This window comes from Pseudomonas sp. Irchel s3b2, from assembly GCF_900187445.1.
Lineage (GTDB): Bacteria > Pseudomonadota > Gammaproteobacteria > Pseudomonadales > Pseudomonadaceae > Aquipseudomonas.
Genome location: NZ_FYEB01000009.1, coordinates 155,950 through 178,980, shown reverse-complemented (window position 1 = coordinate 178,980; position 23,031 = coordinate 155,950). Strand labels below are relative to the sequence as shown.

Here is a 23,031-nt window from a genome sequence, read left to right as displayed (position 1 = left end):
GCTTTTATAAAGGCGCGCAAAATGGGCAGTGTTGAAAGTAAGCTGATATTTCCGTCTCTCCTTAGGGAAGTACCGACGCTATTTTCAGTCTGGTCTCTCGCTTGTTATCGGCCATGAAGGATCAAAGATTAACCATGGGTGACAAAATGCCTGACTCATCGCAACTCGTTATCGGCGCCGATCTCGCGGGCCAGTCCATCGCCCAGGCCATGCGCCTGACCAACCGTCACGGCCTGGTAGCGGGCGCTACCGGGACCGGTAAAACCGTCACCTTGCAGCGTCTGGCCGAAGCCTTCAGCGATGCCGGCGTGGCGGTGTTCGCGGCGGACATCAAAGGCGACCTGTGCGGCCTGGGCGCCGCCGGCAATCCTCAAGGCAAGGTCGCGGAGCGGATCGCCGGGATGCCTTGGCTGAACCATAAGCCTCAGGCGTATCCGGTGACCCTGTGGGACATTAACGGTCAGTCCGGTCATCCACTGCGCACCACCTTGAGCGAAATGGGCCCGTTGCTACTCGGTAGCCTGCTGGAACTGACCGACAGTCAGCAGTCAGCACTTTATGCTGCGTTCAAGGTGGCCGACCGCGAAGGATTGTTGCTGCTGGACTTGAAGGACTTGAAGGCGCTGCTCAATCACCTGCGCGACAACCCCGAATTGCTGGGGGATGACGCCGCGTTGATGACCACCGGTTCCAGCCAGGCGCTGTTGCGCCGTCTGGCGACGCTGGAACAGCAGGGCGCTGAAGCGTTATTCGGAGAACCGGCGCTGCAACTGGAAGACATGTTGCAACCGGCCGTGGATGGTCGCGGGCGCATTCACTTGCTCGATGCCAGTCGTCTGGTGCACGAGGCGCCAAAGGTCTATGCGACGTTCCTGCTGTGGTTGCTGGCCGAACTGTTTGAGCAATTGCCGGAGCGTGGCGATGCCGAGAAACCGCTGCTGGCGTTGTTTTTCGACGAAGCGCACTTGTTGTTCGCCGGTACGCCCAAGGCGTTGCAGGAGCGTCTGGAACAAGTGGTGCGACTGATTCGCTCGAAAGGCGTGGGGGTGTATTTCGTCACCCAATCGCCGGGCGACTTACCGGACGATGTGCTGGCTCAACTGGGCCTGCGCATTCAGCACGGTTTACGTGCATTTACCGCCAAAGAACAGAAATCCCTGCGCGCCGTGGCCGACGGTTTCCGGCCGAATCCGGCATTTGACGCCTTGTCGGTGTTGACCGAATTGGGGATAGGCGAAGCGCTGGTCGGCACCCTGCAAGACAAGGGAACGCCGGGAATGGTCCAGCGTGTATTGGTTGCACCGCCGCAATCGCGGATCGGGCCGCTGACCGAGACCGAACGCACCGTGCTGATCGCCGGTTCGCCGTTCAAGGGGCGCTACGACAAACCGGTCGATCGCGAATCGGCTTATGAAGTGCTGATAGGGCGCAAAGGCCTGGCGCCGGATCCTGAAGCTGCGCCGGGCAAACCTGCACCTGAAGAGCCGAGTTTCACTGAACAGGCCGGGGAATTCCTCGGCACGGCGGCAGGCCAGGCGTTGAAATCAGCCATGCGACAGGCGGCGAATCAATTGGGCCGACAGTTGGTGCGCGGCTTGATGGGTTCATTGCTCGGTGGCAGCAAACGCCGCTAAAAACCTTTGATTGAACGCACAATCAATCAATGTAGGAGCGAGGCTTGCCCGCGAAGAGGCCCTTGAGGCCGCCAAAAGCTTCGCGGGCAAGCCTCGCTCCTACAAGGGTTTATGGTGGTGTCAGGTTTTGGGTTTGGCGTGCGCCGCCAGGCGTTCGAGGGCCGCCCGCAGGTTCGGGTCGGTAATCCCATCGGCCGTCGCCTGAATGGTCGCCGCCGCATCGGTCGACAAATCCATCGTATGCCCCACCGCCCCTTGCTGAACGGTTGGCGGCTGAACCTTGAACAGAATCCGCGTCAGGCTGGCGAACTCGTTGAACAGCTGTAACTGGCGTTGCAGACGCTTTTGCTGATAACGCAGGCGGGTGGCCCAGTGGCCATCGGTGACAATCAGCAATAAACTGCCTTCACGCCAAGACGCCACATGGCAATGCTCGCGGGCAGCCGGTTGTAACTGGCTTTCCACCAGACGTTGTAAATGACCCAGGCGTTGAGCGTGGCCAAAGATGGCTTTCAGCGGTTTGGCTTCGCGAAGCAGAACGGCGGGTGCTCTGGCCGTGAGAGGGCGAAATGCCATGATCAGACACCTGAAGTAACAGAGCGGCCATGGTAACAGAAAGCTCCCGCTGCCCCGACCCATTGCTTTGCGAACGCTTTACCCATTAAATCAACGAGTAACTTGTGCCCTCGATGGGTTGAAGTTCAGTAAAAAGCCCTTATTTAAAGTGAGCCCCGTCACAGCGCCGTGCATGCATCGTGGAACAACGCCACTTTCCTCACCATCGTTTCCGGGTAGAATGCTCGTTCGCATGCGGCCATGAGGGCTGCACGGGCGACTCACGGGGCCGCCCTCCATCCCTTTAGTGTGGAAGATCCTGCCGATATGTTTGCGCCTTTGTTAAAGAAACTTTTTGGAAGCAAGAACGAGCGTGAAGTCAAACGCATGCTCAAGACGGTGCAGCTCGTCAATGCCTTCGAAGAGCAAATGGTAGCCCTTTCGGACGATCAATTGCGTGCCAAGACCGACGAGTTCAAGGCCCGCCTCGCCAAAGGGGAAACCCTCGACAAACTGCTGCCCGAAGCCTTTGCGGTCGCCCGCGAAGCCGGCAAGCGCGTCATGGGTATGCGCCACTTCGATGTCCAGCTGATCGGCGGCATGACCTTGCATGAAGGCATGATCGCGGAAATGCGTACCGGTGAAGGCAAGACCCTGGTGGCGACACTGGGTGTTTACCTCAACGCGCTGTCCGGCAAGGGCGTGCACGTTGTGACAGTGAACGACTACCTGGCCCGTCGTGACGCCAACTGGATGCGTCCGCTCTACGAATTCCTCGGCATGTCGGTTGGCGTCGTCACGCCATTCCAGCCGCCGGAAGAGAAACGCGCCGCTTACGCCGCCGACATCACCTACGGCACCAACAACGAATTCGGTTTCGACTACCTGCGCGACAACATGGCGTTCAGCATGGAAGAAAAATTCCAGCGCGAACTCAATTTTGCCGTGATCGACGAAGTCGACTCCATCCTCATCGACGAAGCCCGTACCCCGCTGATCATTTCCGGTCAGGCCGAGGACAGCTCCAAGCTGTACATCGAGATCAACAAACTGATCCCGCAGCTGGAATTGCACGTCGAAGAAGTCGAAGGCGAAGTCACCAAGGCCGGCCACTACACCGTCGACGAGAAGACCCGTCAGGTCGAACTCAACGAAGCCGGTCACCAGTTCATCGAAGACATGCTGACCCGCGTCGGCCTGCTGGCCGAAGGCGAGAGCCTGTACTCGGCGCATAACCTCGGCCTGCTGACCCACGTTTATGCAGGCCTGCGCGCGCACAAGCTGTTCAATCGCAACGTCGAATACATCGTCCAGGACGGTCAGGTTGTACTGGTCGACGAACACACCGGCCGTACCATGCCGGGTCGCCGTTTGTCCGAAGGCCTGCACCAGGCCATTGAAGCCAAGGAAAACCTGAACATCCAGGCCGAGAGCCAGACCCTGGCGTCGACCACATTCCAGAACTACTTCCGTCTGTACAACAAACTGTCCGGCATGACCGGTACAGCGGACACCGAAGCGTTCGAGTTCCATCAGATCTACGGCCTGCAGGTCATGGTCATCCCGCCGAACAAACCGTTGGCGCGTAAAGACTACAACGACCTGGTGTTCCTGACCGCCGAAGAGAAATACGCGGCGATCATCGCTGACATCAAGGAATGCATGGCTCAGGGCCGTCCGGTGCTGGTGGGTACCGCCACCATCGAAACCTCCGAGCACATGTCCAGCCTGCTCGTGAAGGAAGGCATCGAACACAAGGTTCTGAACGCCAAGTTCCACGAAAAAGAAGCCGAAATCATCGCTCAGGCCGGTCGCCCGGGCGCATTGACCATCGCCACCAACATGGCCGGTCGTGGTACCGACATTCTGTTGGGCGGCAACTGGGAAGTGGAAGTCGCTTCACTGGAAGACCCGACCCCTGAGCAAATTGCCCAGATCAAGGCCGACTGGCAGAAACGTCACCAGCAAGTGCTGGAGTCGGGCGGTTTGCAGGTGATCGCGTCCGAGCGTCACGAATCGCGCCGTATCGACAACCAGTTGCGCGGTCGTGCCGGTCGTCAGGGCGACGCCGGTTCCAGCCGTTTCTACCTGTCGCTGGAAGACAGCCTGATGCGCATCTTCGCCTCTGACCGGGTGAAGAACTTCATGAAGGCGCTGGGCATGCAGTCCGGTGAAGCGATCGAGCATCGCATGGTGACCAACGCCATCGAGAAGGCTCAGCGCAAGGTTGAAGGCCGCAACTTCGACATCCGTAAACAACTGCTCGAGTTCGACGACGTCAACAACGAACAACGTAAAGTGATCTATCACATGCGTAACAGTTTGTTAGCTGCCGACAACATTGGCGAAACCATCGCCGATTTCCGTCAGGACGTGCTCGACGCCACTGTCAGCGCGCACATTCCACCGCAATCGCTGCCAGAGCAGTGGGACGTGGCCGGTCTGGAAGCGGCGTTGCAGAGTGACTTCGGTGTGACACTGCCGATCCAGCAATGGCTCGACGAAGACGATCACCTGTACGAAGAAACCCTGCGCGAGAAACTGCTGAGCGAACTGATCGCGGCGTACAACGAGAAAGAAGACCAGGCCGGTGCCGAAGCACTGCGCACCTTCGAGAAGCAAATCGTTCTGCGCGTACTGGACGACCTGTGGAAAGACCACCTGTCGACCATGGATCACCTGCGTCACGGCATCCACTTGCGTGGTTATGCGCAGAAGAACCCGAAGCAGGAATACAAGCGCGAATCCTTCACGCTGTTCTCCGAATTGCTGGATTCGATCAAGCGCGACTCGATCCGCGTGCTGTCGCACGTTCAGGTTCGCCGCGAAGATCCGGCTGAAGAAGAAGCCCGCCTGCGTCAGGAAGCCGAAGCGCTGGCTGCGCGCATGCAGTTCCAGCACGACGAAGCACCAGGTCTGGAACAGCCGGAAGTGTTGGGTGAAGAGGTCGATGTAGCCCTCGCCACCGCACCGGTACGCAACGAGCAGAAGCTGGGCCGTAACGAGCTGTGCTACTGCGGTTCGGGCAAGAAGTACAAGCATTGCCACGGGCAGATCCAGTAAACCCGTTTCAGACGCTGAAATACCCGCGCCGCGACCGGCTATGCCGTCGCGGCGTTTTGCCATTTAAACCACCGTCTATCGCAATGACGGTGCAGACAACATTTTTTAAGGAGCGCATTCATGGCTGTTGGTCTTGGTCCTTTGCCAACGTTGCACCCGGTTGCCGGTTTTGAACTCGGTATCGCCTCGGCCGGCATCAAGCGCCCGGGGCGCAAGGATGTCGTGGTCATGCGCTGTGCCGAAGGGTCCACAGTGGCTGGCGTGTTCACCCTGAACGCCTTTTGCGCCGCTCCCGTGATCCTGGCCAAACAACGCGTGCAAGGCCCGGTGCGTTACCTGCTGACCAACACCGGCAATGCCAACGCCGGCACCGGCGAGCCAGGCCTGGCCGCTGCCGAGCGCACCTGCGCCAAACTGGCTGAGCTGACTGGCGTCGATGCAAACCTGGTGCTGCCGTACTCCACCGGTGTGATCGGCGAGCCGCTGCCGGTCGAAAAAATCGAAGGCGCGCTGCAAGCCGCCCTCGACGATCTGTCGGTGAATAACTGGGAAGCCGCCGCTATCGGCATCATGACCACCGACACCCTGCCAAAGGGTGCCAGCCGCCAGTTCCAGCATGATGGCGTGACCATCACCGTCACCGGTATCAGCAAAGGCGCGGGCATGATCCGCCCGAATATGGCGACCATGCTCGGCTACATCGCCACCGACGCTAAAGTCGCGCGCGATGTGCTGCAAAATCTGCTGCTGGATGGCGCCAATAAGTCGTTCAACCGCATCACCATCGACGGCGACACCTCGACCAACGACTGCTGCATGCTGATCGCCACCGGTCAGGCAGCACTGCCGGAAATCACCGAAGCGACCGGCGATCTGTTCGCCAAGCTGAAACAAGCGGTGTTCGAAGTCTGCATGGACGTGGCCCAGGCTATCGTGCGTGACGGTGAAGGTGCGACCAAGTTCGTTACCGTGGAAGTCAACGGCGGCGGCAATCACCAGGAGTGCCTGGACGTCGGTTACACCGTGGCCCACTCGCCGCTGATCAAGACCGCGTTGTTCGCCTCCGACCCGAACTGGGGCCGCATTCTGGCCGCCGTGGGCCGTGCCGGCGTACCGAACCTGGACGTGAGCAAGATCGACGTATTCCTCGGCGACGTGTGCATCGCCAGCCGTGGCGCTCGCTCTGCCACCTACACCGAAGCCCAGGGCGCGGCGGTGATGCAGCAGGAAGAAATCACCATCCGCATCGAACTGGGTCGCGGCGATTGCAGCGAAACCATCTGGACCACCGACCTGTCCCACGAATACGTGAAGATCAACGCTGAATACCGTACTTAAGACCGAGTCGATCCCATCGCGAGCAGGCTCGCTCCCAAAGGATCTGTGCTAACCCTGTGGGCGCTGTAGGAGCGAGCTTGCTCGCGAAAGCGGTATTTCAGGCGACATCAATGTGACTGTTCCGTCGTCTTCGCGAGCAAGCTCGCTCCTACAGGCTGGCATTGGGACTTGCCCGCGATGACGGACGAACCTCTTATCAAAAGGTCCCGAACATGGAGGAAATAGAGCGGTGAAACGAGTCCATGTAGCAGCCGCGGTTATCCGCGATAGCAGTGGCAAGATCCTCATTGCCCGCCGTGCCGACACCCAGCATCAGGGCGGTTTGTGGGAGTTTCCTGGTGGCAAGGTCGAGGATGACGAATCCGTTGAAACCGCCCTGGCTCGCGAGCTTCACGAAGAGCTGGGCATTGTTGTCAATACCGCGCGACCAATGATCAAAGTTCGCCACGATTACCCGGACAAGCAGGTGTTGCTGGATGTCTGGGAAGTCTCGGCGTTTACCGGCGAACCCCATGGCGCCGAAGGTCAGCCCTTGGCCTGGGTGACTGCGCGGGAGCTGGTGGACTACGAATTTCCAGCCGCCAACCAGCCGATCGTCGCCGCCGCACGCTTGCCCGGCGAATACCTGATCACCCCGGACGGTCTGGAAACCCCGGCCTTGCTGCGCGGTATTCAGAAAGCCATCGCTGGCGGCATCAAACTGATTCAATTACGTGCGCCCAACGGCTACGACCCGCAATACCGCGATCTGGCGGTGGATGCGGCGGGGCTGTGTGCCGGCAAGGCGCAGTTGATGATCAAGGGGCCGTTTGAATGGCTGGGGGACTTCCCGTCCGCCGGTTGGCATATCACTTCGGCGCAGCTGCGCAAGTACGCGGCGGCGGGACGACCGCTACCGGCGTCGCGATGGTTGGCAGCGTCTTGCCACAACGCTGAAGAGCTGGCGCTGGCCGAGCAGATGGGCGTGGATTTTGTGACCCTGTCTCCGGTACAGCCGACCCAGACGCATCCGGATGCGCTGCCATTGGGTTGGGAGCAGGCTTCGACTTTGATCGAGGGCTTCAGCAAGCCGGTGTTCTTGCTCGGTGGGGTTGGTCCGACAGAACGGCAGAAAGCCTGGGAAGCGGGGGCGCAGGGTGTGGCGGGGATTCGGGCGTTTTGGCCTGAGGCATAGCACCCGATCGTTCCCACGCTCTGCGTGGGAACGATCACTGAACGTCGGGTTTCGCTGCCGCTTGCCACAAAATCTCGGCAATCCCCTGGCGCTTGGCAATCAACCGTGCCGCCACAAACAACAAATCCGACAACCGATTGATATAAGCCAGGCCAACCCCGGCCAACGGCTCGATCGCATTCAACTGCTGACACCGCCGCTCGGCACTGCGCGCCAGACAGCGGCATACGTGAGCCTGGGCGATCAGCGCCGAACCGCCGGGTAGAATGAAATTCTCCAGTGGCCCCAACTCTTCATTCCACACATCGATCGCTGCTTCCAGTCGCTCGATTTCTGCCGTGTTCAGTGCCTGATACACCGGCATCGCCAGTTCGCCACCGAGGTCGAACAACCGATGTTGGCAGGGCGCCAACACCTCGATCACTTCGCTCAATCCCGGATAGGTATCACTTTGCTCTGCCAATCCGGCCAATAGCACGCCCACCTGGCTGTTCAGCGTATCGACTTCGCCAATGGCTTCGATTCGCGGATGGTCCTTGGGCACTCGACGGCCATCGCCGAGGCCGGTTTCGCCTTTGTCGCCAGTGCGGGTGTAAATCTTCGACAAGCGAAAGCCCATGGTTACCTCGACAGCTGATTGAGTTCTTGAGAGACCACCGGAGTGCCCGACAACGGCAGGCGCAAGGTGAAGCAAGTGCCTTGGCCCGGCGTCGATTGCACTTCCATCTGGCCCTTGTGGTTGTTGGTGATGATGAAATACGAAACCGAGAGCCCAAGGCCGGTGCCCTGGCCGATTTCCTTGGTGGTGAAGAACGGCTCGAACGTGCGTTTGCGCACGCTCTCGCTCATGCCGATGCCGTTGTCCTCGACCTGAATTTCTGCCCACGGCGGGTTCAGTTTCGTACGGAGAATGATCCGCCCCGGCTCGCGGTCGTCGGTACGTTGATGAATCGCTTGCGCGGCATTTTTCAGCAGATTGAGTAGCACCTGCTCCAGTTCGTTGGCGGTGCCGGGCACCGGGCCCAATGCCGGATCGAACTGGCGAATGATTGCCTGACCCTTGAAGTCGAAGCCAATGGCCAGGTCGAAGTCATTGCCAGCGATTTCCACCGCTTGATCGATCAGTGCCGGCAAATCGCAGGGAGCCATCTGCCGGGTGCTGCGGCGGCTGAAGCTGAGCATGTGTGTCACGATTTTCGCCGCCCGGGCGCCGGCCTGTTGAATGCCGTCGAGTAACTGCGGTACTTCGCGGGCTTGCAGGTACTGATTCACCATTTCCAGCTCGATGCCGATTTGCTCCGCTTGTTCGAGGTTTTTCGGCAGATCGGGTGACAGGCGCCGACGAATATTCTGTACGTTGTGCAGAATCGCGCCCAGCGGATTATTGATCTCGTGGGCCATGCCGGCGGCGAGACCGCCGACCGAGAGCATTTTTTCCGACTGCACCATCATCTCTTCCAGGGATAGACGCTGAGTGATGTCATCGATCCGGATCACCACCCCGCGCCCGGCACCGCCCATCAACGGGTAGAACGTCAGGGCGTAATGCTTGGGTTCATCGTCCTTGAGCCAGGTAACACGCTCAATTTTGGCCACGGTATGTTGCTCGACGGTTTGCCTGAGCTGCGGCAGGAACGGTTTGAGCGGTTCGAAGGCGAGGAAGATCGGCTGGTTCAACGCTTCGTCGAGACGCGTGCCGGACAGGGCGCTCGCCTCCTGATTCCACTGGGTCACGTAGAGCTGCTCGTCGAGCGCGATCAGTGCCGACGGCATGGAATCGATGATGCTGTTGAGGTAGTTCTGGAAGCCAGTGAGTTTCTTCTCGATCTTGCTGCGGACCTGAACTTCCAGCTCCAGCTTGCGGTTGGTATGGCGGGTTTCTTCGGCCAGCCCCTGAGCCTGGTCGTAGGCAGCCTGGGAATCGTCGCGAGCGCGCTTGAGCTGCTGCTCCCGAGCCTCGATGCGCGAGAGCATGGTGTTGAACGCTTCGGCGAGGCTGCCGATTTCGTCGTGGTTGCCGCGAGAGGCGCGCAGGGCGTAGTTTTCTTCCCGGGTGACTTGCCGGGACAACTCTTCGAGCTGATGAATCGGGCGGGTAATCAGGCGTTTGATCTGCCGCGCGATCACCAGCCACAACAGCACGCTGAAGATCAGAATCCCCAGGCTGGCGGTCAGGGTCCCGGTGTAGAACGCCATCGGCAATTCGCTGCTGGCCACCAGCAGCAAGTGCCCCGGCGCGGTGCCGGGGCGGGGGAGGGTAATCACTTGATTGCTGCGAAACTCCGTGGCTTGCCAGGCGTCGAGGTGTCGGAAGTGCTCCGGCAGGTTCAGCTTGTCTCCCTGCTGCAACTGCGCCAAACGCACACCTTTACCGTCATAGAGGGCTGCCGCGCGCAGCGGTGTATAGCTGTTGAGTTCGTTGAGCAGGCGTTCGGCGGTTTGCGGCGACTTGAGGGCTTCGGAGATCAGGCTCGGGTTGGATATCAGTCGACCGATGGTCTGCAGGGCCTGGGGGGCCATGCTTTCCTGGGAAATGTAATAGGCGGCGCTGATAAAGGTCAGGTTGGCGACCAGCAAAACGGTGGTCAACAGCACCAGCAGGGCGGCCAGCAATTTCTGGCCGACTGGAAGATTTTCAAGGCGCTGGCGCAATGGCATCAGGTTCATCGCTGAAAAGGAACAAGTGGCCAGCGTAGCCGCTGCTCAGTCGCTGGGCAATCCAAGGCTGTGCAGATGGGCGATCAAGCGCTGCTGCAATTGATCGAGGTGGGGCAGGTTTAACTGATGCCGCGACGCGACTTTGCAGGCATGACCCAACAGGTAGCTGATTTCGGTGCGGCGTTGATTCGCCACGTCCTGATACATCGAGGAGAAATTGGCCGCGGTGGCCTGGATCACCCGTTCGACTTCCTCCTGGAGGTTTTCCGCCGCTGCCGGCTGACCGCAGCGCTCCAGCAGTTCGGTGAGCTCGGCGCACAGGGTGGCGACTTCGCAATGATGTTGCTGCAAACCGCCGTTGCGGCATTCGTGCAGCACGGTCAGCGGGTTGATCGCACAATTGAGCGCCAGTTTTCGCCACAGCCTTGTGAGGATGTCGGTGCTCCACTCATGGGGAATGCCGGCGGCGCTCAAGTCCTCCAGCCAGATCGGCGCCACCGGGTGGCCAGCATCCCCCAGCCAGGTGTAGCCATGACCGGCGAACACCACACGCCAGTCGCCATCGCGAAACGCGCCTTCAGTGCTGGAGGCGAAGATGCAGCGCGCCTGAGGCACCTGTGCGGCAACCGCGTCCTGACTGCCGAGGCCGTTCTGCAACAGTATCAGTTCGGCGTCGGGTGTCAGACGGTGTGCTAGCCGGACCACGGCTTCTTCGGCGTCGTAGGCTTTGCAGGCCACCAGCAAACGGCTGATGGGCTCGTCGCTGTCAGCCGTTTGCGCGGGCACGGCATAGGTTTTTGCTTCGCTGTGCTCCACGAGCGTGAGCCCGCCCGTCGCCTGATAGGCCAGCAAGCGCGCCGCGTCCCGCACGATCAGCCTGACCGGCACATCGGCCCGCGCCAGACGTGTGGCCCAAAGGGTGCCGAGACTCCCGCCGCCCAAAACATGCCAAGGGGTGGACATCAGTTTTTTGCTCGGTTTATCGCTGGCATGTGAGGCTCGCCGTATCGGTTGGAAAAGACCCGTTATAATGAGCCCGATTTTAACCGCAAGCCAAGCGCGCTCCATCGTTATCGAGCGCGCCTTTTTACTGGAGAGATTACATGCCGTCGTTCGACGTGGTATCCGAACTGGACAAACACGAAGTCACCAACGCGGTCGAGAACGCCGTCAAGGAACTCGATCGTCGCTATGACCTGAAAGGCAAAGGCACCTTCGAGTTCAAGGAAAAGGACCTGACCGTCAACCTGACCGCGGAAGCCGATTTCCAGCTCGAAGCGATGATCGAGATCCTCAAGCTGGCCCTGGTCAAGCGCAAGATCGACGTGCAGTGCCTCGAGGTCAAGGACGCCTACGCGTCGGGCAAGTTGATGAAGCAGGAAGCGGTCCTCAAGGAAGGCATCGACAAAGAGCTGGCGAAGAAAATCGTCGCTCACGTCAAAGACGCCAAGCTCAAGGTCCAGGCGGCCATTCAGGGCGAGCAAGTGCGTATCACCGGCAAGAAGCGTGACGATTTGCAGGAGGCGATTGCAGCCCTGCGCGCGAAGACGTTCGACATGCCGCTGCAATTCAATAACTTCCGCGACTGATTTTCAGCGGGAACCTCTCGGCGTTTTCGACGTCCGAGGCCCAAGCAACGGCAGAAACGATCGAACCTCACGGGGTCGGTCTTTCTGCCGCTCATTTTTTGCGTGCCGGGTAGCCGGAAATCAGGAGAAAGAAGATGGATTTGAATGCTGAAGTGGACAACCTGGTCAAGGTGTCTCAAGCCTGGATTCCGATGATTATGGAATACGGCAGCCGCGTGCTATTGGCGGTGATCACCCTGGCCATCGGCTGGTGGCTGATCAACAAAGTCACGCAAAAACTCGGCGGCCTGATCGCGCTGCGTAACGCCGACCTGGCGCTGCAAGGGTTCATCAGCAGCTTGGCGAACATCATCCTCAAGGTGCTGCTGATCGTCAGCGTAGCGTCGATGATCGGCGTGGAAACCACGTCCTTCGTCGCGGCCATCGGTGCGGCCGGCCTGGCGATCGGTCTGGCGTTGCAGGGCAGCCTGGCGAACTTCGCCGGCGGCGTACTGATTCTGTTGTTCCGCCCGTTCCGCATCGGTGACTGGATTGAAGCTCAAGGTGTTGCGGGTACTGTCGACAGCATTCAGATCTTCCACACCGTACTGCGCACCGGCGATAACAAAACCATCATCGTGCCTAACGGTAATCTGTCGAATGGCATCATCACTAACACCAACCGTCAAACGACACGCAAAGTAGTGTTTGATGTCGGTGTGGATTGCCACGCGGATCTGCAAAAGGCCCGTGAAGTGTTGCTGGAACTGGCCAGGGATGAGCGGGTGTTGACTGACCCGGCACCGGAAGCGGTCATTTCCATGTTGGGCGAAAGCTCGATCACTGTTTCGCTGCGAGTGTGGGTCAAGACCGCTGATTACTGGAATGTGCTGTTCATGTTTAACGAGCACGCCCGTGATCGTTTGAAAGCAGCAGGAATCGATATTCCGTTTCCGCAGCGGGTTATTCGAGTGGTTCAGGAATCGGCAACGGTGTAAGGATCGGTCTTTCGATTCATGTTTGACCTTTCGGTCAGACTTGTTTTACAAGAGCCCGATTTGTTAAACAAATGCTGTAGTCAATAAAAAAGGCCCATCCGAAGATGGGCCTTTTTTTGATTACCGCGAACTAGCTAACGGCAATTACAAAATCGACAGCGGGTAGTCGACGATCAGACGGAACTCTTTGATATCGCCTTCGCCTTGGTCGCCATTAGCGAAGTGCCATGCTTGACGAACGCGGAAGGAAAGATCTTTTGCCGGGCCAGACTGAACAACGTACTTGGCTTCCAGGTTGGTTTCGTTGTGCTTGCCATCTTCACCGTACAGGCCGGCGTAAGCACTGCCTGTTGGAGTGTTGCTGCCGTCGATGTCCCAACCTTTTACGTAACGGGTCATGAAGCTCAGACCTGGAACGCCGTACTCAGCCATTTTCAGGTCATAACGAACCTGGGCAGACTTCTCGTTAGGGCCGTTGAAGTCAGAGTACTGGATGGAGTTGGCGAGGAAGATCGAGTCGCCGCCGCGGTTGTTGTCACCCACGCCGATGTAGTCGAACGGGACGTCGCCGTTAACTTTCTGGAAGGCCACGGTAACGGTGTGTGCTTTCAGGAACGAGTAAGCAGCAGCCAGCGAGAACGTGGTGTTGCTGATCTCGCCTGCTTTGGCGGAACCGGTATCTTGGGTGTTGTAGATGTTACCGTCCAGGTTAATCGACTGATCGCTACCCATTGGGATGGTGTAGTTCAGGTTCGCGTAGTACTGGTTCCAGATGTCTTCCAGCTGGGCGCCGTACAACGATGCGCTGAGGTTGTCGGTGAATGCGTACTTGCCGCCAGCATAGTCTGCGTTGTTAGCGGTAACGCCGGCGTAGTTCGCCCACAGTTCGCCATCGCTGTTCATCTCATCCTGGCTGGAGCCCGAGTAGAAGTGACCGGCTTCCAGGTCCAGGTTCTTGATTTCGCTGCTCTGCAGTTGGAAACCGGTAGCGGTTTGAGGCACCAGACGGGAACCGCCGATAGCGAATACTGGAGAGGTGCTTGGCTGCATCTCACCGAACTTCAGTTCAGTTTTGGAGATACGAACCTTGACGGCTGCACCGGCTTTGCCGAAGTCGTCGTGGTTGCGGCCTTGAGAGTCGCGGCTCAGGTTACCCGAGCCAGTTGTGCCGTCGCCACCGTCCAGTTTGATACCCAGATAACCGAATGCATCAACGCCGACACCTACGGGACCTTGGGTATAACCGGAGCTGAAATTGCCCCAGAAGCCCTGTGTCCAGTCTTTCTGGTCGTTTGCGCCGTCTCTGCGGTCACGGTTGAAGTAATAGTTGCGAAGCAGCAAGTCGAACTTGGCGTCTTCAACAAAACCTTTGGCTTCAGCCTGGTCACTTACGAAAGGTGCGGCCGTAGCCATTTGAGTACTGGCTGCTGCTGCAACTGCCAGTGCGATCATGCTCCACTTCATCACGCGCATCGTGATTTGCTCCTTTGGTTTTTAGAAGAGTTACTGCCGTCCCACCTGTTTTATTATCTGGGCGGCTCTTTCTTTTTGTGTCGGCGCAAACTTATATCACGCCGACCTTGTTAGCGATACTTGCGCATCTAACCTTTCAGCTTCTTTACGACCCTGTCGCAAATGGCTGGGTAGATGTCGCAAATTCACAATTCCGATGCAGCCGGATTGACAACTTCAGCGCTGTTTTCCAGAGCTTGAGCATCGGTAAAAAAGAGTCCTTGGTCCTGCACTTGAATCTCCATCGGGCAATCCTGCCACTGTTTTTATTGGCCTTAAGGCTTCCACTTCCAGCGGAGCGCTTATAGACGATACGGGTGTGAATGCAACAAGCGTGCACAAATCGGAATTCTGTTGCTGTTTTTTTTCAAAGATTTGCCTGCTGCTGTAAAAACCTCATAAAACCGGGGGGTTCAAGCTCGTTTTACTTGAGCTTGACGCCATGCTTCGCATCATGGTTGCCACATCGAACCAGCGGGGGTGACAACCAAAAACGTTACCGGTTCACCCCGCCAGTGAGTAGTTGGCGGATGCTGACGCACTGAGCGTAGACGCGTTGTGCGGTTTTGGTGCAGAAAATTTCATTTCCTGTACTGAATTCACACACTGTCGCTGTGTCGTGGATTCAAACAGGTGACGGCTGGTTCTGTCGTGGTGCATGCCGGATCAAAATGGCTCATGTTGTGGCACCCGGAGGACGCAGCAGGCGGCAGTTTTCGTGAAGCCCGTGGCGTTCGCAGGTATGCTGCCTTCCTGTCGCTTGGTGTGCCGTCTTTTCTGTATGGGCGCTAAGCTGAAAAAATATGACCAGAGGGGAGTGCGCGCAGTGTTCGCTTTAGATCCACGACTTCAACAAGACACATTGCCGATCGGCGATTTCCCGCTCTGTCGGTTGCTGTTGTCCAATGATTCAAGCTACCCGTGGTTCATCCTCGTGCCGCGCCGCGAGGATATCAGTGAGATATTTCAGTTAGATGTCGCAGATCAACAGCAGCTGTGGCAGGAAACGACTGCGCTGGCGGAAATGCTCAAGGATTCATTCGATGCGGACAAGTTGAACGTCGCGGCCTTGGGTAATGTCGTCAGTCAGTTGCACATGCATGTGATTGTGCGCAAGCGTGAGGACGCCGCCTGGCCAGCTCCGGTCTGGGGCAAGCAGCCGGCCAAGCCATACAGTCCAGAGCAGATCGCGACGATTCGTGAACGGCTGCGTCTGGTGTTGACCGATGATTTCACGTTTCTGGAGGGTTGAGTCATGAGCCTGGAAGAACGCGTTACCGATCTGGAGAGCCAACTGGCGTTTCAGGATGACACCATCCAGGCATTGAGTGATGTGCTGGCCACGCAGCAACGTGCAGTCGAGCGCCTGCAACTGCAAATGGCCGCGTTGCTCAAGCGACAAGAAGAAATGGCCGGCCAGTTCGAGACGTTTGAGGAAGAAGCGCCACCACCGCATTACTAAACTGCAGGCAATAAAAAACCGCGAACAGCCAGGGCTGTTCGCGGTTTTTTTTAGCCTTGGAATCAGCGACGCGGCAGGGCGGCGATTACATCTTCGGCTTGCAGGCCTTTGTCACGGTTCATGACAGAGAACTCCACGCGCTGGCCTTCGACCAGAACGCGGTGGCCTTCACCGCGAATCGCCCGGAAGTGCACGAAAATATCATCGCCGGAATCACGGGAGATAAAGCCGAAGCCTTTGGAGGTGTTGAACCACTTGACAGTGCCGGTATCGCGGTTGCTCATGTCATAGCTTGGCGAGGCGGCGGCCGGTGAAGATTTGTAGAAGCTGACGGCCAGGTGCAAAAGTACGGCGATCAGGGCAACGACCAGACTGAACAGAACGGCAGGTTGACCGGCGATGACAGGCATCGGGGCGAACAATGTCAGTGTTTGCAGTACCACAGCCAGAACCAGCAAGGCGCTGACCAGGTTTTGCAGTTGATGACGCGGGCCTTTGTTCCAGTAAGGGATAACAGGGGCAAGGGTGAGGTTGAGCAGGCCGAAAAAGGCCAGGTACAGCGCATCGGGTTGTTGCAGGTAAGGTACTGCTTCGGATCGCAGGCTAGGGATGAAGGACAGCAGCAGGGCTGCTGCGCCCATTAGCAAGTGGACGATTTTCAACATTTTGATTAACTCACGTTAAGACGGATCACAAGGAAGAGCTGATGGAGTTCGGTTCGCTTCAGAAAAATAAGAGGCGTTGGACACGTACCCGCGATCAGCCTATGCGCAGCCCCCGGAAAATAGGCGGTAGCGACACACTGCCTATTTAACAGCAAAGCCCGCAGCTACTCAAATCAGGCGGTCCAGCGGTGCTTTTACTGGCTGGAATGCGGATGACGCTTGCTGAGCGTTGTTTGGGCGCTGTGTTCCTCGGAACTTTTACCTTTTCAGTGAGTGATGTTGCGTCAGTTTCTGTAGGAAATCGTCCGGCCTAGGACGTGCTCCATGATCTCCCCTCCGTTGTTGGCTTATCCTACGTCGATGGTCAAAAAGTCATCTGGCTATGCCTGTGCGCCTGCGCTTTTATAAGTAAACGGAATATGACTCTTATAAGCAGCAAGGATGGCAAAGGAGTGTCAACGGTATGGTTCATGAAGGCAGGCGAAACGAAGAGAGGGTCGGTCCGCTCAGGGATGTAAGGATTGACTCATTAGTCAGTGAATTCGATATGGGCCTGGCTCAGCCATTATCCCGGTCAGTGCGTTTGAATGGCTTTGCGACCTGTTTGCGGCTTGAGCAGGTCTATTGGGATATTTTGGGTGATATGGCCAAGGTCAATTGCTGCTCGGTCAGTGCGCTGTTGTCCCACGTGGATCGCGAAGTGCATCTGCGCCATGGCGGGGTGAAGAATTTCACCGGGCTGGTGCGGGTTGTCTGCGTCGTGCATAGCTTGAAGGAGGGAGGTTGCCTCGTCATGGCTTAGCGGAGGTTGATCGTGTCGAGTGTCGGTCTGTGCAGTCTTACGGCTGCACAGGCTGCATTTAATGGATATAATCCCGCTCTTTGCCGCAAAGCCCAGCATGCGCGGTAGCAATCTGATCGCCGAGACAACCCCCCATGCCGATGTACGACTATCAATGTGCTTCCTGTGGTCATCAGTTGGAAGCCATTCAAAAGATCAGCGCAGCACCGCTGGTCGACTGCCCTGCCTGCCAGGCGCCAGAGCTTAAAAAGATGCTGTCCATGCCGGGCTTCCGCCTCAGCGGAAACGGCTGGTACGAAACCGACTTCAAGACCGGTTCCAAGAAAAATCTGGCCGGTGGCGACAAAGCTGACTAGGGTCTAGCGCCCGGGCTGAATGACACGCGCGAGTTCTTGCATCATCCGGCACCTTATTTAAGTGCGGGGGGCGGCAAGGCCTCCAACCGAATTTCGAATTACGAGAAGTGAAACCACTACCATGATGCGCAGCCATTATTGCGGCCAACTGAACGAAAGCCTGGAAGGCCAGGAAATTACCCTTTGCGGATGGGTTCACCGTCGCCGTGACCACGGTGGGGTGATTTTCCTCGATATCCGTGATCGTGACGGTCTGGCCCAGGTGGTGTTCGACCCGGACCGCGCTGAATCCTTCGCCGCCGCCGATCGCGTGCGCAGCGAATACGTGGTCAAGATCACCGGCAAGGTTCGCCTGCGTCCGGCCGGTGCTACCAATGCCAACATGGCGTCGGGCATGATCGAAGTGCTGGGCTACGAGCTGGAAGTATTGAACGAAGCGGAAACCCCGCCGTTCCCGCTCAACGAGTTCTCCGACGTCGGCGAAGAAACCCGCCTGCGTTATCGCTTCCTCGACCTGCGTCGCCCGGAAATGCTCGAGAAGCTGCGTCTGCGTTCGCGCATGACCACCAGCATCCGTCGCTTCCTGGACGAGAACGGCTTCCTCGATGTCGAGACGCCGATTCTGACCCGCGCCACGCCAGAAGGCGCTCGCGACTACCTGGTGCCGAGCCGTACTCACGCAGGTAGCTTCTTCGCCTTGCCGCAATCGCCACAGCTGTTCAAGCAGCTGCTGATGGTCGCCGGCTTCGACCGTTACTACCAGATCGCCAAGTGCTTCCGCGACGAAGATCTGCGCGCCGACCGTCAGCCGGAATTCACCCAGATCGACATCGAGACCAGCTTCCTCGATGAAAAAGAGATCATGGGCATCACCGAACAAATGATCCGCAACCTGTTCAAGGAAGTGCTGGACCTGGAGTTCGGCGACTTCCCGCACATGACCTTCGAAGAGGCCATGCGTCGTTACGGTTCCGACAAGCCGGACCTGCGTAACCCGCTGGAACTGGTTGACGTTGCCGATCAACTGAAAGAAGTCGACTTCAAGGTGTTCAGCGGCCCTGCCAACGACCCGAAATGCCGCGTTGCCGCTCTGCGCGTTCCAGGCGCGGCGAGCATGCCGCGCAGCAAGATCGACGACTACACCAAGTTCGTCGGCATCTACGGTGCCAAGGGCCTGGCGTACATCAAGGTCAACGAGCGCGCGAAGGGCGTCGAGGGGCTGCAATCGCCTATTGTCAAAAATATCCCTGAAGCCAACCTCAATGTGATCCTTGATCGCGTTGGCGCGGTTGACGGCGACATCGTGTTCTTCGGTGCCGACAAAGCCAAGATCGTCAGCGAAGCCCTGGGCGCGCTGCGGATCAAGGTCGGTCATGATTTGAACCTGCTGACCTGTGAGTGGGCCCCAATGTGGGTCGTCGACTTCCCGATGTTCGAAGAAAACGACGACGGCAGCTTCACCGCGTTGCACCACCCGTTCACCGCGCCGAAGTGCACGCCGGAAGAATTGGAAGCCAACCCGGCAGCCGCGCTGTCCCGTGCCTACGACATGGTCCTGAACGGCACCGAGCTGGGTGGCGGTTCGATCCGTATCCACCGCAAGGAAATGCAACAGTCGGTGTTCCGTCTGCTGGGTATCAGCGAAGCGGAACAGGAAGAGAAGTTCGGCTTCCTGCTCGACGCCCTGAAATACGGCGCGCCGCCGCACGGTGGTCTGGCCTTCGGTCTGGACCGTCTGGTGATGCTGATGACCGGCGCCCAGTCGATCCGTGAAGTGATCGCCTTCCCGAAAACCCAGAGCGCTGCCTGCGTCATGACTCAGGCACCGGGTCTGGTTGATGCCAAGGCATTGCGCGAACTGCACATTCGTCTGCGCGAAACGCCAAAGGCTGAGTAAGGCTGACCTTGTGGGCGCATCTTCGGATGCGCCCCTTCTTTATAGATAGGGTCGAGATTTTTTTTTGCTGGCTGGCGCATCATGGCGTGGCGGGCAATGTTTCAAAGATAATTCGGAGCGAGTTATGGCGGGTCATTCCAAGTGGGCGAACATCAAGCACCGCAAAGAACGTCAGGATGCCAAGAAGGGCAAGATTTTCACCAAGTGGATTCGTGAACTGACGGTTGCTGCTCGTCAGGGGGGCGGTGATCCGGGCTCCAACCCGCGTTTGCGTCTGGCGCTGGATAAAGCGCTGGGTGCGAACATGAGCCGCGACATCATCGACCGCGCGGTTGCTCGCGGCGCCGGTGCTGCCGATACCGACGACATGGTCGAACTGACCTACGAAGGTTACGGCCCGGGCGGTGTGGCGGTGATGGTCGAATGCATGACCGACAACCGTAACCGCACCGCAGCCGCTGTTCGCCATGCGTTCAGCAAGTGCGGCGGCAACCTAGGCACCGACGGTTCGGTGGCTTATCTGTTCGAACGCAAGGGGCAGATTTCCTTCGCGCCTGGCGTTGATGAAGATGCATTGATGGAAGCGGCCATGGAGGCCGACGCCGATGACGTAGTAACCCACGAAGACGGCTCGATCGACGTGTTCACCTCGTTCGCCGGCTTCTATTCCGTGCGCAACGCTTTGGAGGCTGCCGGCTTCAAGGGCGATGATGCGGAAATTGTCATGCTGCCGACCACCAGTGCCGAACTGGACCTGGAAGGCGCCGAGAAGGTTCTGAAGCTGATCGACATGCTTGAAGACCTGGATGACGTGCAAAACGTGTATTCCAACGCCGACATTCCAGAGTCGGTGGCCGCACAGCTCGGTTGATGCATTGATAAAGATCGCAGCCTTCACCTGGCCCCTGTAGGAGCTGGCGAAGCCTGCGATCTTTTGATTTTGGCTTTTTATTTACAAGATCGCAGCCTTCGGCAGCTCCTACACAGTTATCCTCAAGCCACCGCGATCTCTTTCTGCAGGCGTTATGACTTTAATTCTTGGAATCGACCCCGGTTCGCGTATCACCGGTTATGGCGTGGTACGTGATACCGGGCGTGGCTGCGTGTACGTGGCGTCGGGCTGCATTCGCACCGGCTCCGGCGAGCTGCATGAGCGCCTGCAAATCGTCTATCGCGGCGTGCGTGAAGTGATCCAGACCTACGGCCCGGTGACCATGGGCATCGAAAAAGTCTTCATGGCCCGCAATGCCGATTCCGCCCTCAAACTCGGTCAGGCCCGCGGCGCAGCCATCGTGGCCGGTGCCGAGGAAAGCCTGGAAATCGCTGAATACACCGCAACCCAAGTCAAACAGGCGGTGACCGGCACCGGCGGGGCGAACAAAGAACAAGTTCAAATGATGGTCATGCACATGCTGAAATTGACCAGCAAGCCGCAAATCGATGCTTCGGATGCTCTGGCCATCGCGATTTGCCACGCTCACACCCGTTCCAGCCTGTTGCCTCATGGTCTGGGCACGGCACGCAGTCGTGGCGGGCGCCTGCGTCTCTGATAGCATCAGCAATCATTTTTTATGGAATGAGGGTTTTGCGCCTGTGTTGTCGGCGCAAAACCCTTGTTCTGTCAGTCGCCAGCACTGATCTGGCCAGGGCTCAAGGATCTGAAACGTGATTGGACGCTTGCGCGGCACTTTGGCTGAGAAACAGCCGCCGCACCTGATTCTGGATGTAAATGGTCTGGGTTATGAGCTGGAAGTGCCCATGACCACGCTTTATCGCTTGCCGTCGGTCGGTGAACCGCTGACCTTGCACACCCATTTGGTCGTACGCGAAGACGCGCAGTTACTCTATGGCTTCTTTGGCAAGCGCGAGCGAGACTTTTTTCGCGAATTGATCCGTCTCAATGGTGTGGGGCCGAAACTGGCGCTGGCCTTGATGTCGAGCCTGGAGGTCGACGAGCTGGTTCGTTGCGTGCAGTCCCAGGACACTTCGGCGCTGACCAAGGTGCCGGGCGTGGGCAAAAAGACGGCCGAGCGTTTGCTGGTGGAACTCAAGGACCGCTTCAAGGCGTGGGAAACCGTGCCGGCGATGTTCGCGTTGGTGCCAAACCAGCCGGGTGGGCCAGATGCGCCTCCGGTCGCCACCGCCGAAAATGACGCGGTCAGCGCGCTGATTTCCCTGGGCTACAAACCGCAAGAGGCCAGCAAGGCGATTTCTGCGATCAAGGAGAAAGGTTTGAGCAGTGAAGACATGATTCGTCGTGCCCTTAAGGGAATGATCTAAGTGATTGAAGCTGATCGTCTGATCGCCGCCACGGGTGGTCCCCGTGACCGCGAGGAAGTCCAGGACCGGGCGATTCGTCCCGTCAGCCTGGCCGAATACATTGGCCAGCCGGCCGTTCGCGAGCAAATGGAGTTGTTCATCCAGGCTGCGCGAGGGCGCAATGAATCCCTGGATCACACCCTGATTTTTGGCCCCCCGGGTCTGGGTAAAACCACTCTGGCCAACATCATTGCCCAGGAAATGGGCGTGTCGATCAAAAGCACCTCGGGGCCGGTCCTCGAGCGTCCGGGCGACTTGGCTGCGCTGCTGACCAACCTTGAACCCCATGACGTGCTGTTCATCGACGAGATCCATCGGTTGTCGCCGATCGTCGAAGAAGTGCTGTACCCGGCCATGGAAGACTTTCAGCTCGACATCATGATCGGCGAAGGGCCGGCCGCGCGCTCGATCAAACTCGATCTGCCGCCGTTCACCCTGGTCGGTGCAACCACCCGTGCCGGCATGCTGACCAACCCGTTGCGCGACCGTTTCGGGATCGTCCAGCGCCTGGAGTTCTACAGCACCGCCGATCTGGCAACGATTGTCAGCCGTTCGGCGAGCATTCTCGGTTTGCCACTGGACCCGGAAGGTGCCTTCGAAATCGCCCGCCGTGCCCGTGGCACGCCACGAATCGCCAACCGCTTGCTGCGCCGGGTCCGTGATTTCGCCGAAGTTCGCGCCAAGGGCCATATCACCAAACCGGTTGCCGACCTGGCGCTGAACCTGCTGGATGTCGATGAGCGTGGCTTCGACCATCAGGACCGACGCCTGCTGCTGACCATGATCGAGAAGTTCGACGGTGGGCCGGTGGGGGTCGATAACCTGGCGGCCGCCATCAGCGAAGAGCGCCATACCATTGAAGATGTGCTGGAGCCGTATTTGATCCAGCAGGGCTACATCATGCGCACTCCCCGGGGGCGGGTGGTCACTCGGCATGCGTACCTGCACTTTGGTTTAAACATTCCGTCACGATTAGGCGAGATGCCTGTGGTAGACGAGTTCCTCGATGCCGTGGACGATTAATAGCCTT

21 protein-coding genes are annotated in these 23,031 nt (G+C 58.4%); 15 read left to right on the top strand and 6 right to left on the bottom strand.

Going from position 1 to position 23,031, the window contains the following annotated elements; translation table 11 throughout:
• The first annotated feature begins 146 nt into the window (after positions 1-146).
• Positions 147-1,634 (top strand): helicase HerA-like domain-containing protein, encoded by a 1,488-nt coding sequence (locus tag CKW20_RS19455; RefSeq protein ID WP_095054397.1) that lies wholly within the window; start codon positions 147-149, stop codon positions 1,632-1,634.
• Between the two features lie 120 nt (positions 1,635-1,754).
• Here the strand turns inward: CKW20_RS19455 and CKW20_RS19450 are convergent, their stop codons facing one another.
• The gene (locus CKW20_RS19450) at positions 1,755-2,210 is read right to left on the bottom strand and encodes a DUF721 domain-containing protein (protein ID WP_095054367.1); all 456 of its coding nucleotides are present in this window, start codon (positions 2,208-2,210) and stop codon (positions 1,755-1,757) included.
• Between the two features lie 306 nt (positions 2,211-2,516).
• On the opposite strand from CKW20_RS19450, the gene secA reads away from it, so the two are divergent.
• The 3 genes from secA (at position 2,517) to CKW20_RS19435 (ending at position 7,764) form a co-directional block, all read left to right on the top strand.
• Positions 2,517-5,252 (top strand): preprotein translocase subunit SecA, encoded by a 2,736-nt coding sequence (secA, locus tag CKW20_RS19445; protein ID WP_095054366.1) that lies wholly within the window; start codon positions 2,517-2,519, stop codon positions 5,250-5,252.
• A gap of 120 nt (positions 5,253-5,372) precedes the next feature.
• Positions 5,373-6,590 (top strand): bifunctional glutamate N-acetyltransferase/amino-acid acetyltransferase ArgJ, encoded by a 1,218-nt coding sequence (gene argJ, locus CKW20_RS19440; protein ID WP_095054365.1) that lies wholly within the window; start codon positions 5,373-5,375, stop codon positions 6,588-6,590.
• Positions 6,591-6,819: 229 nt separating this feature from the next.
• Positions 6,820-7,764 (top strand): Nudix family hydrolase, encoded by a 945-nt coding sequence (locus CKW20_RS19435; RefSeq protein WP_095054364.1) that lies wholly within the window; start codon positions 6,820-6,822, stop codon positions 7,762-7,764.
• Positions 7,765-7,798: 34 nt separating this feature from the next.
• Here the strand turns inward: CKW20_RS19435 and CKW20_RS19430 are convergent, their stop codons facing one another.
• Genes CKW20_RS19430 through CKW20_RS19420 form a run of 3 tightly spaced genes read right to left on the bottom strand, consistent with a single transcriptional unit; the run spans position 7,799 to position 11,385 of the window.
• Positions 7,799-8,383 (bottom strand): cob(I)yrinic acid a,c-diamide adenosyltransferase, encoded by a 585-nt coding sequence (locus tag CKW20_RS19430; RefSeq protein WP_095054363.1) that lies wholly within the window; start codon positions 8,381-8,383, stop codon positions 7,799-7,801.
• A gap of 2 nt (positions 8,384-8,385) precedes the next feature.
• Positions 8,386-10,422, bottom strand: coding sequence for a HAMP domain-containing sensor histidine kinase (locus CKW20_RS19425; RefSeq protein WP_095054396.1), 2,037 nt, complete (start codon positions 10,420-10,422; stop codon positions 8,386-8,388).
• A 45-nt stretch (positions 10,423-10,467) separates the two neighbouring features.
• Complete coding sequence (locus CKW20_RS19420) at positions 10,468-11,385, bottom strand: putative 2-dehydropantoate 2-reductase (RefSeq protein WP_095054362.1); 918 nt, start codon at positions 11,383-11,385, stop codon at positions 10,468-10,470.
• 140 nt (positions 11,386-11,525) lie between these two features.
• Between CKW20_RS19420 and CKW20_RS19415 the strand changes: the two genes are divergently transcribed.
• The gene (locus tag CKW20_RS19415; RefSeq protein WP_007906601.1) at positions 11,526-12,011 is read left to right on the top strand and encodes a YajQ family cyclic di-GMP-binding protein; all 486 of its coding nucleotides are present in this window, start codon (positions 11,526-11,528) and stop codon (positions 12,009-12,011) included.
• Positions 12,012-12,145: 134 nt separating this feature from the next.
• A complete protein-coding gene (locus CKW20_RS19410; protein WP_030131822.1) occupies positions 12,146-12,988 on the top strand; it encodes a mechanosensitive ion channel family protein in 843 nt (280 codons plus the stop codon).
• A 144-nt stretch (positions 12,989-13,132) separates the two neighbouring features.
• Here CKW20_RS19410 and CKW20_RS19405 read toward each other — a convergent pair whose 3' ends face one another.
• Positions 13,133-14,461, bottom strand: coding sequence for an OprD family porin (locus CKW20_RS19405; RefSeq protein WP_095054361.1), 1,329 nt, complete (start codon positions 14,459-14,461; stop codon positions 13,133-13,135).
• A gap of 865 nt (positions 14,462-15,326) precedes the next feature.
• On the opposite strand from CKW20_RS19405, the gene CKW20_RS19400 reads away from it, so the two are divergent.
• Entirely contained in the window at positions 15,327-15,752 is a 426-nt protein-coding gene (locus CKW20_RS19400) for an HIT domain-containing protein (RefSeq protein WP_095054360.1), read from the top strand.
• A gap of 3 nt (positions 15,753-15,755) precedes the next feature.
• Positions 15,756-15,962: a SlyX family protein gene (locus CKW20_RS19395; protein ID WP_008029236.1), complete on the top strand. Its 207-nt coding sequence runs from the start codon at positions 15,756-15,758 to the stop codon at positions 15,960-15,962.
• 62 nt (positions 15,963-16,024) lie between these two features.
• Here CKW20_RS19395 and CKW20_RS30060 read toward each other — a convergent pair whose 3' ends face one another.
• A complete protein-coding gene (locus CKW20_RS30060) occupies positions 16,025-16,627 on the bottom strand; it encodes a cold-shock protein (protein WP_030131825.1) in 603 nt (200 codons plus the stop codon).
• Between the two features lie 463 nt (positions 16,628-17,090).
• On the opposite strand from CKW20_RS30060, the gene CKW20_RS19385 reads away from it, so the two are divergent.
• From CKW20_RS19385 to ruvB, 7 genes are all read left to right on the top strand, one after another.
• Complete coding sequence (locus CKW20_RS19385) at positions 17,091-17,429, top strand: ribbon-helix-helix domain-containing protein (RefSeq protein ID WP_095054359.1); 339 nt, start codon at positions 17,091-17,093, stop codon at positions 17,427-17,429.
• A 134-nt stretch (positions 17,430-17,563) separates the two neighbouring features.
• Positions 17,564-17,785: an FmdB family zinc ribbon protein gene (locus CKW20_RS19380; RefSeq protein ID WP_003209804.1), complete on the top strand. Its 222-nt coding sequence runs from the start codon at positions 17,564-17,566 to the stop codon at positions 17,783-17,785.
• A gap of 121 nt (positions 17,786-17,906) precedes the next feature.
• Positions 17,907-19,682: an aspartate--tRNA ligase gene (gene aspS / locus CKW20_RS19375; protein WP_095054358.1), complete on the top strand. Its 1,776-nt coding sequence runs from the start codon at positions 17,907-17,909 to the stop codon at positions 19,680-19,682.
• 124 nt (positions 19,683-19,806) lie between these two features.
• The gene (locus CKW20_RS19370) at positions 19,807-20,553 is read left to right on the top strand and encodes a YebC/PmpR family DNA-binding transcriptional regulator (RefSeq protein ID WP_008072427.1); all 747 of its coding nucleotides are present in this window, start codon (positions 19,807-19,809) and stop codon (positions 20,551-20,553) included.
• Between the two features lie 154 nt (positions 20,554-20,707).
• Positions 20,708-21,232 (top strand): crossover junction endodeoxyribonuclease RuvC, encoded by a 525-nt coding sequence (ruvC, locus tag CKW20_RS19365; RefSeq protein WP_007897036.1) that lies wholly within the window; start codon positions 20,708-20,710, stop codon positions 21,230-21,232.
• Between the two features lie 115 nt (positions 21,233-21,347).
• The gene (ruvA, locus tag CKW20_RS19360) at positions 21,348-21,962 is read left to right on the top strand and encodes a Holliday junction branch migration protein RuvA (RefSeq protein WP_038981959.1); all 615 of its coding nucleotides are present in this window, start codon (positions 21,348-21,350) and stop codon (positions 21,960-21,962) included.
• Entirely contained in the window at positions 21,963-23,024 is a 1,062-nt protein-coding gene (ruvB, locus tag CKW20_RS19355; RefSeq protein ID WP_095054357.1) for a Holliday junction branch migration DNA helicase RuvB, read from the top strand.
• The last annotated feature ends 7 nt before the right edge of the window (positions 23,025-23,031 follow it).

What these genes read in the sequence shown, in the direction of transcription:
- CKW20_RS19455 (WP_095054397.1), top strand. Translation starts at nt 147, where the DNA reads ATGCCTGACTCATCGCAACTCGTTATCGGCGCCGATCTCGCGGGCCAG.
- CKW20_RS19450 (WP_095054367.1), bottom strand. Translation starts at nt 2,210, where the DNA reads ATGGCATTTCGCCCTCTCACGGCCAGAGCACCCGCCGTTCTGCTTCGC.
- secA (WP_095054366.1), top strand. Translation starts at nt 2,517, where the DNA reads ATGTTTGCGCCTTTGTTAAAGAAACTTTTTGGAAGCAAGAACGAGCGT.
- argJ (WP_095054365.1), top strand. Translation starts at nt 5,373, where the DNA reads ATGGCTGTTGGTCTTGGTCCTTTGCCAACGTTGCACCCGGTTGCCGGT.
- CKW20_RS19430 (WP_095054363.1), bottom strand. Translation starts at nt 8,383, where the DNA reads ATGGGCTTTCGCTTGTCGAAGATTTACACCCGCACTGGCGACAAAGGC.
- CKW20_RS19425 (WP_095054396.1), bottom strand. Translation starts at nt 10,422, where the DNA reads ATGCCATTGCGCCAGCGCCTTGAAAATCTTCCAGTCGGCCAGAAATTG.
- CKW20_RS19420 (WP_095054362.1), bottom strand. Translation starts at nt 11,385, where the DNA reads ATGTCCACCCCTTGGCATGTTTTGGGCGGCGGGAGTCTCGGCACCCTT.
- CKW20_RS19415 (WP_007906601.1), top strand. Translation starts at nt 11,526, where the DNA reads ATGCCGTCGTTCGACGTGGTATCCGAACTGGACAAACACGAAGTCACC.
- CKW20_RS19410 (WP_030131822.1), top strand. Translation starts at nt 12,146, where the DNA reads ATGGATTTGAATGCTGAAGTGGACAACCTGGTCAAGGTGTCTCAAGCC.
- CKW20_RS19405 (WP_095054361.1), bottom strand. Translation starts at nt 14,461, where the DNA reads ATGCGCGTGATGAAGTGGAGCATGATCGCACTGGCAGTTGCAGCAGCA.
- CKW20_RS19395 (WP_008029236.1), top strand. Translation starts at nt 15,756, where the DNA reads ATGAGCCTGGAAGAACGCGTTACCGATCTGGAGAGCCAACTGGCGTTT.
- CKW20_RS30060 (WP_030131825.1), bottom strand. Translation starts at nt 16,627, where the DNA reads ATGTTGAAAATCGTCCACTTGCTAATGGGCGCAGCAGCCCTGCTGCTG.
- CKW20_RS19385 (WP_095054359.1), top strand. Translation starts at nt 17,091, where the DNA reads ATGGTTCATGAAGGCAGGCGAAACGAAGAGAGGGTCGGTCCGCTCAGG.
- CKW20_RS19380 (WP_003209804.1), top strand. Translation starts at nt 17,564, where the DNA reads ATGCCGATGTACGACTATCAATGTGCTTCCTGTGGTCATCAGTTGGAA.
- aspS (WP_095054358.1), top strand. Translation starts at nt 17,907, where the DNA reads ATGATGCGCAGCCATTATTGCGGCCAACTGAACGAAAGCCTGGAAGGC.
- CKW20_RS19370 (WP_008072427.1), top strand. Translation starts at nt 19,807, where the DNA reads ATGGCGGGTCATTCCAAGTGGGCGAACATCAAGCACCGCAAAGAACGT.
- ruvC (WP_007897036.1), top strand. Translation starts at nt 20,708, where the DNA reads ATGACTTTAATTCTTGGAATCGACCCCGGTTCGCGTATCACCGGTTAT.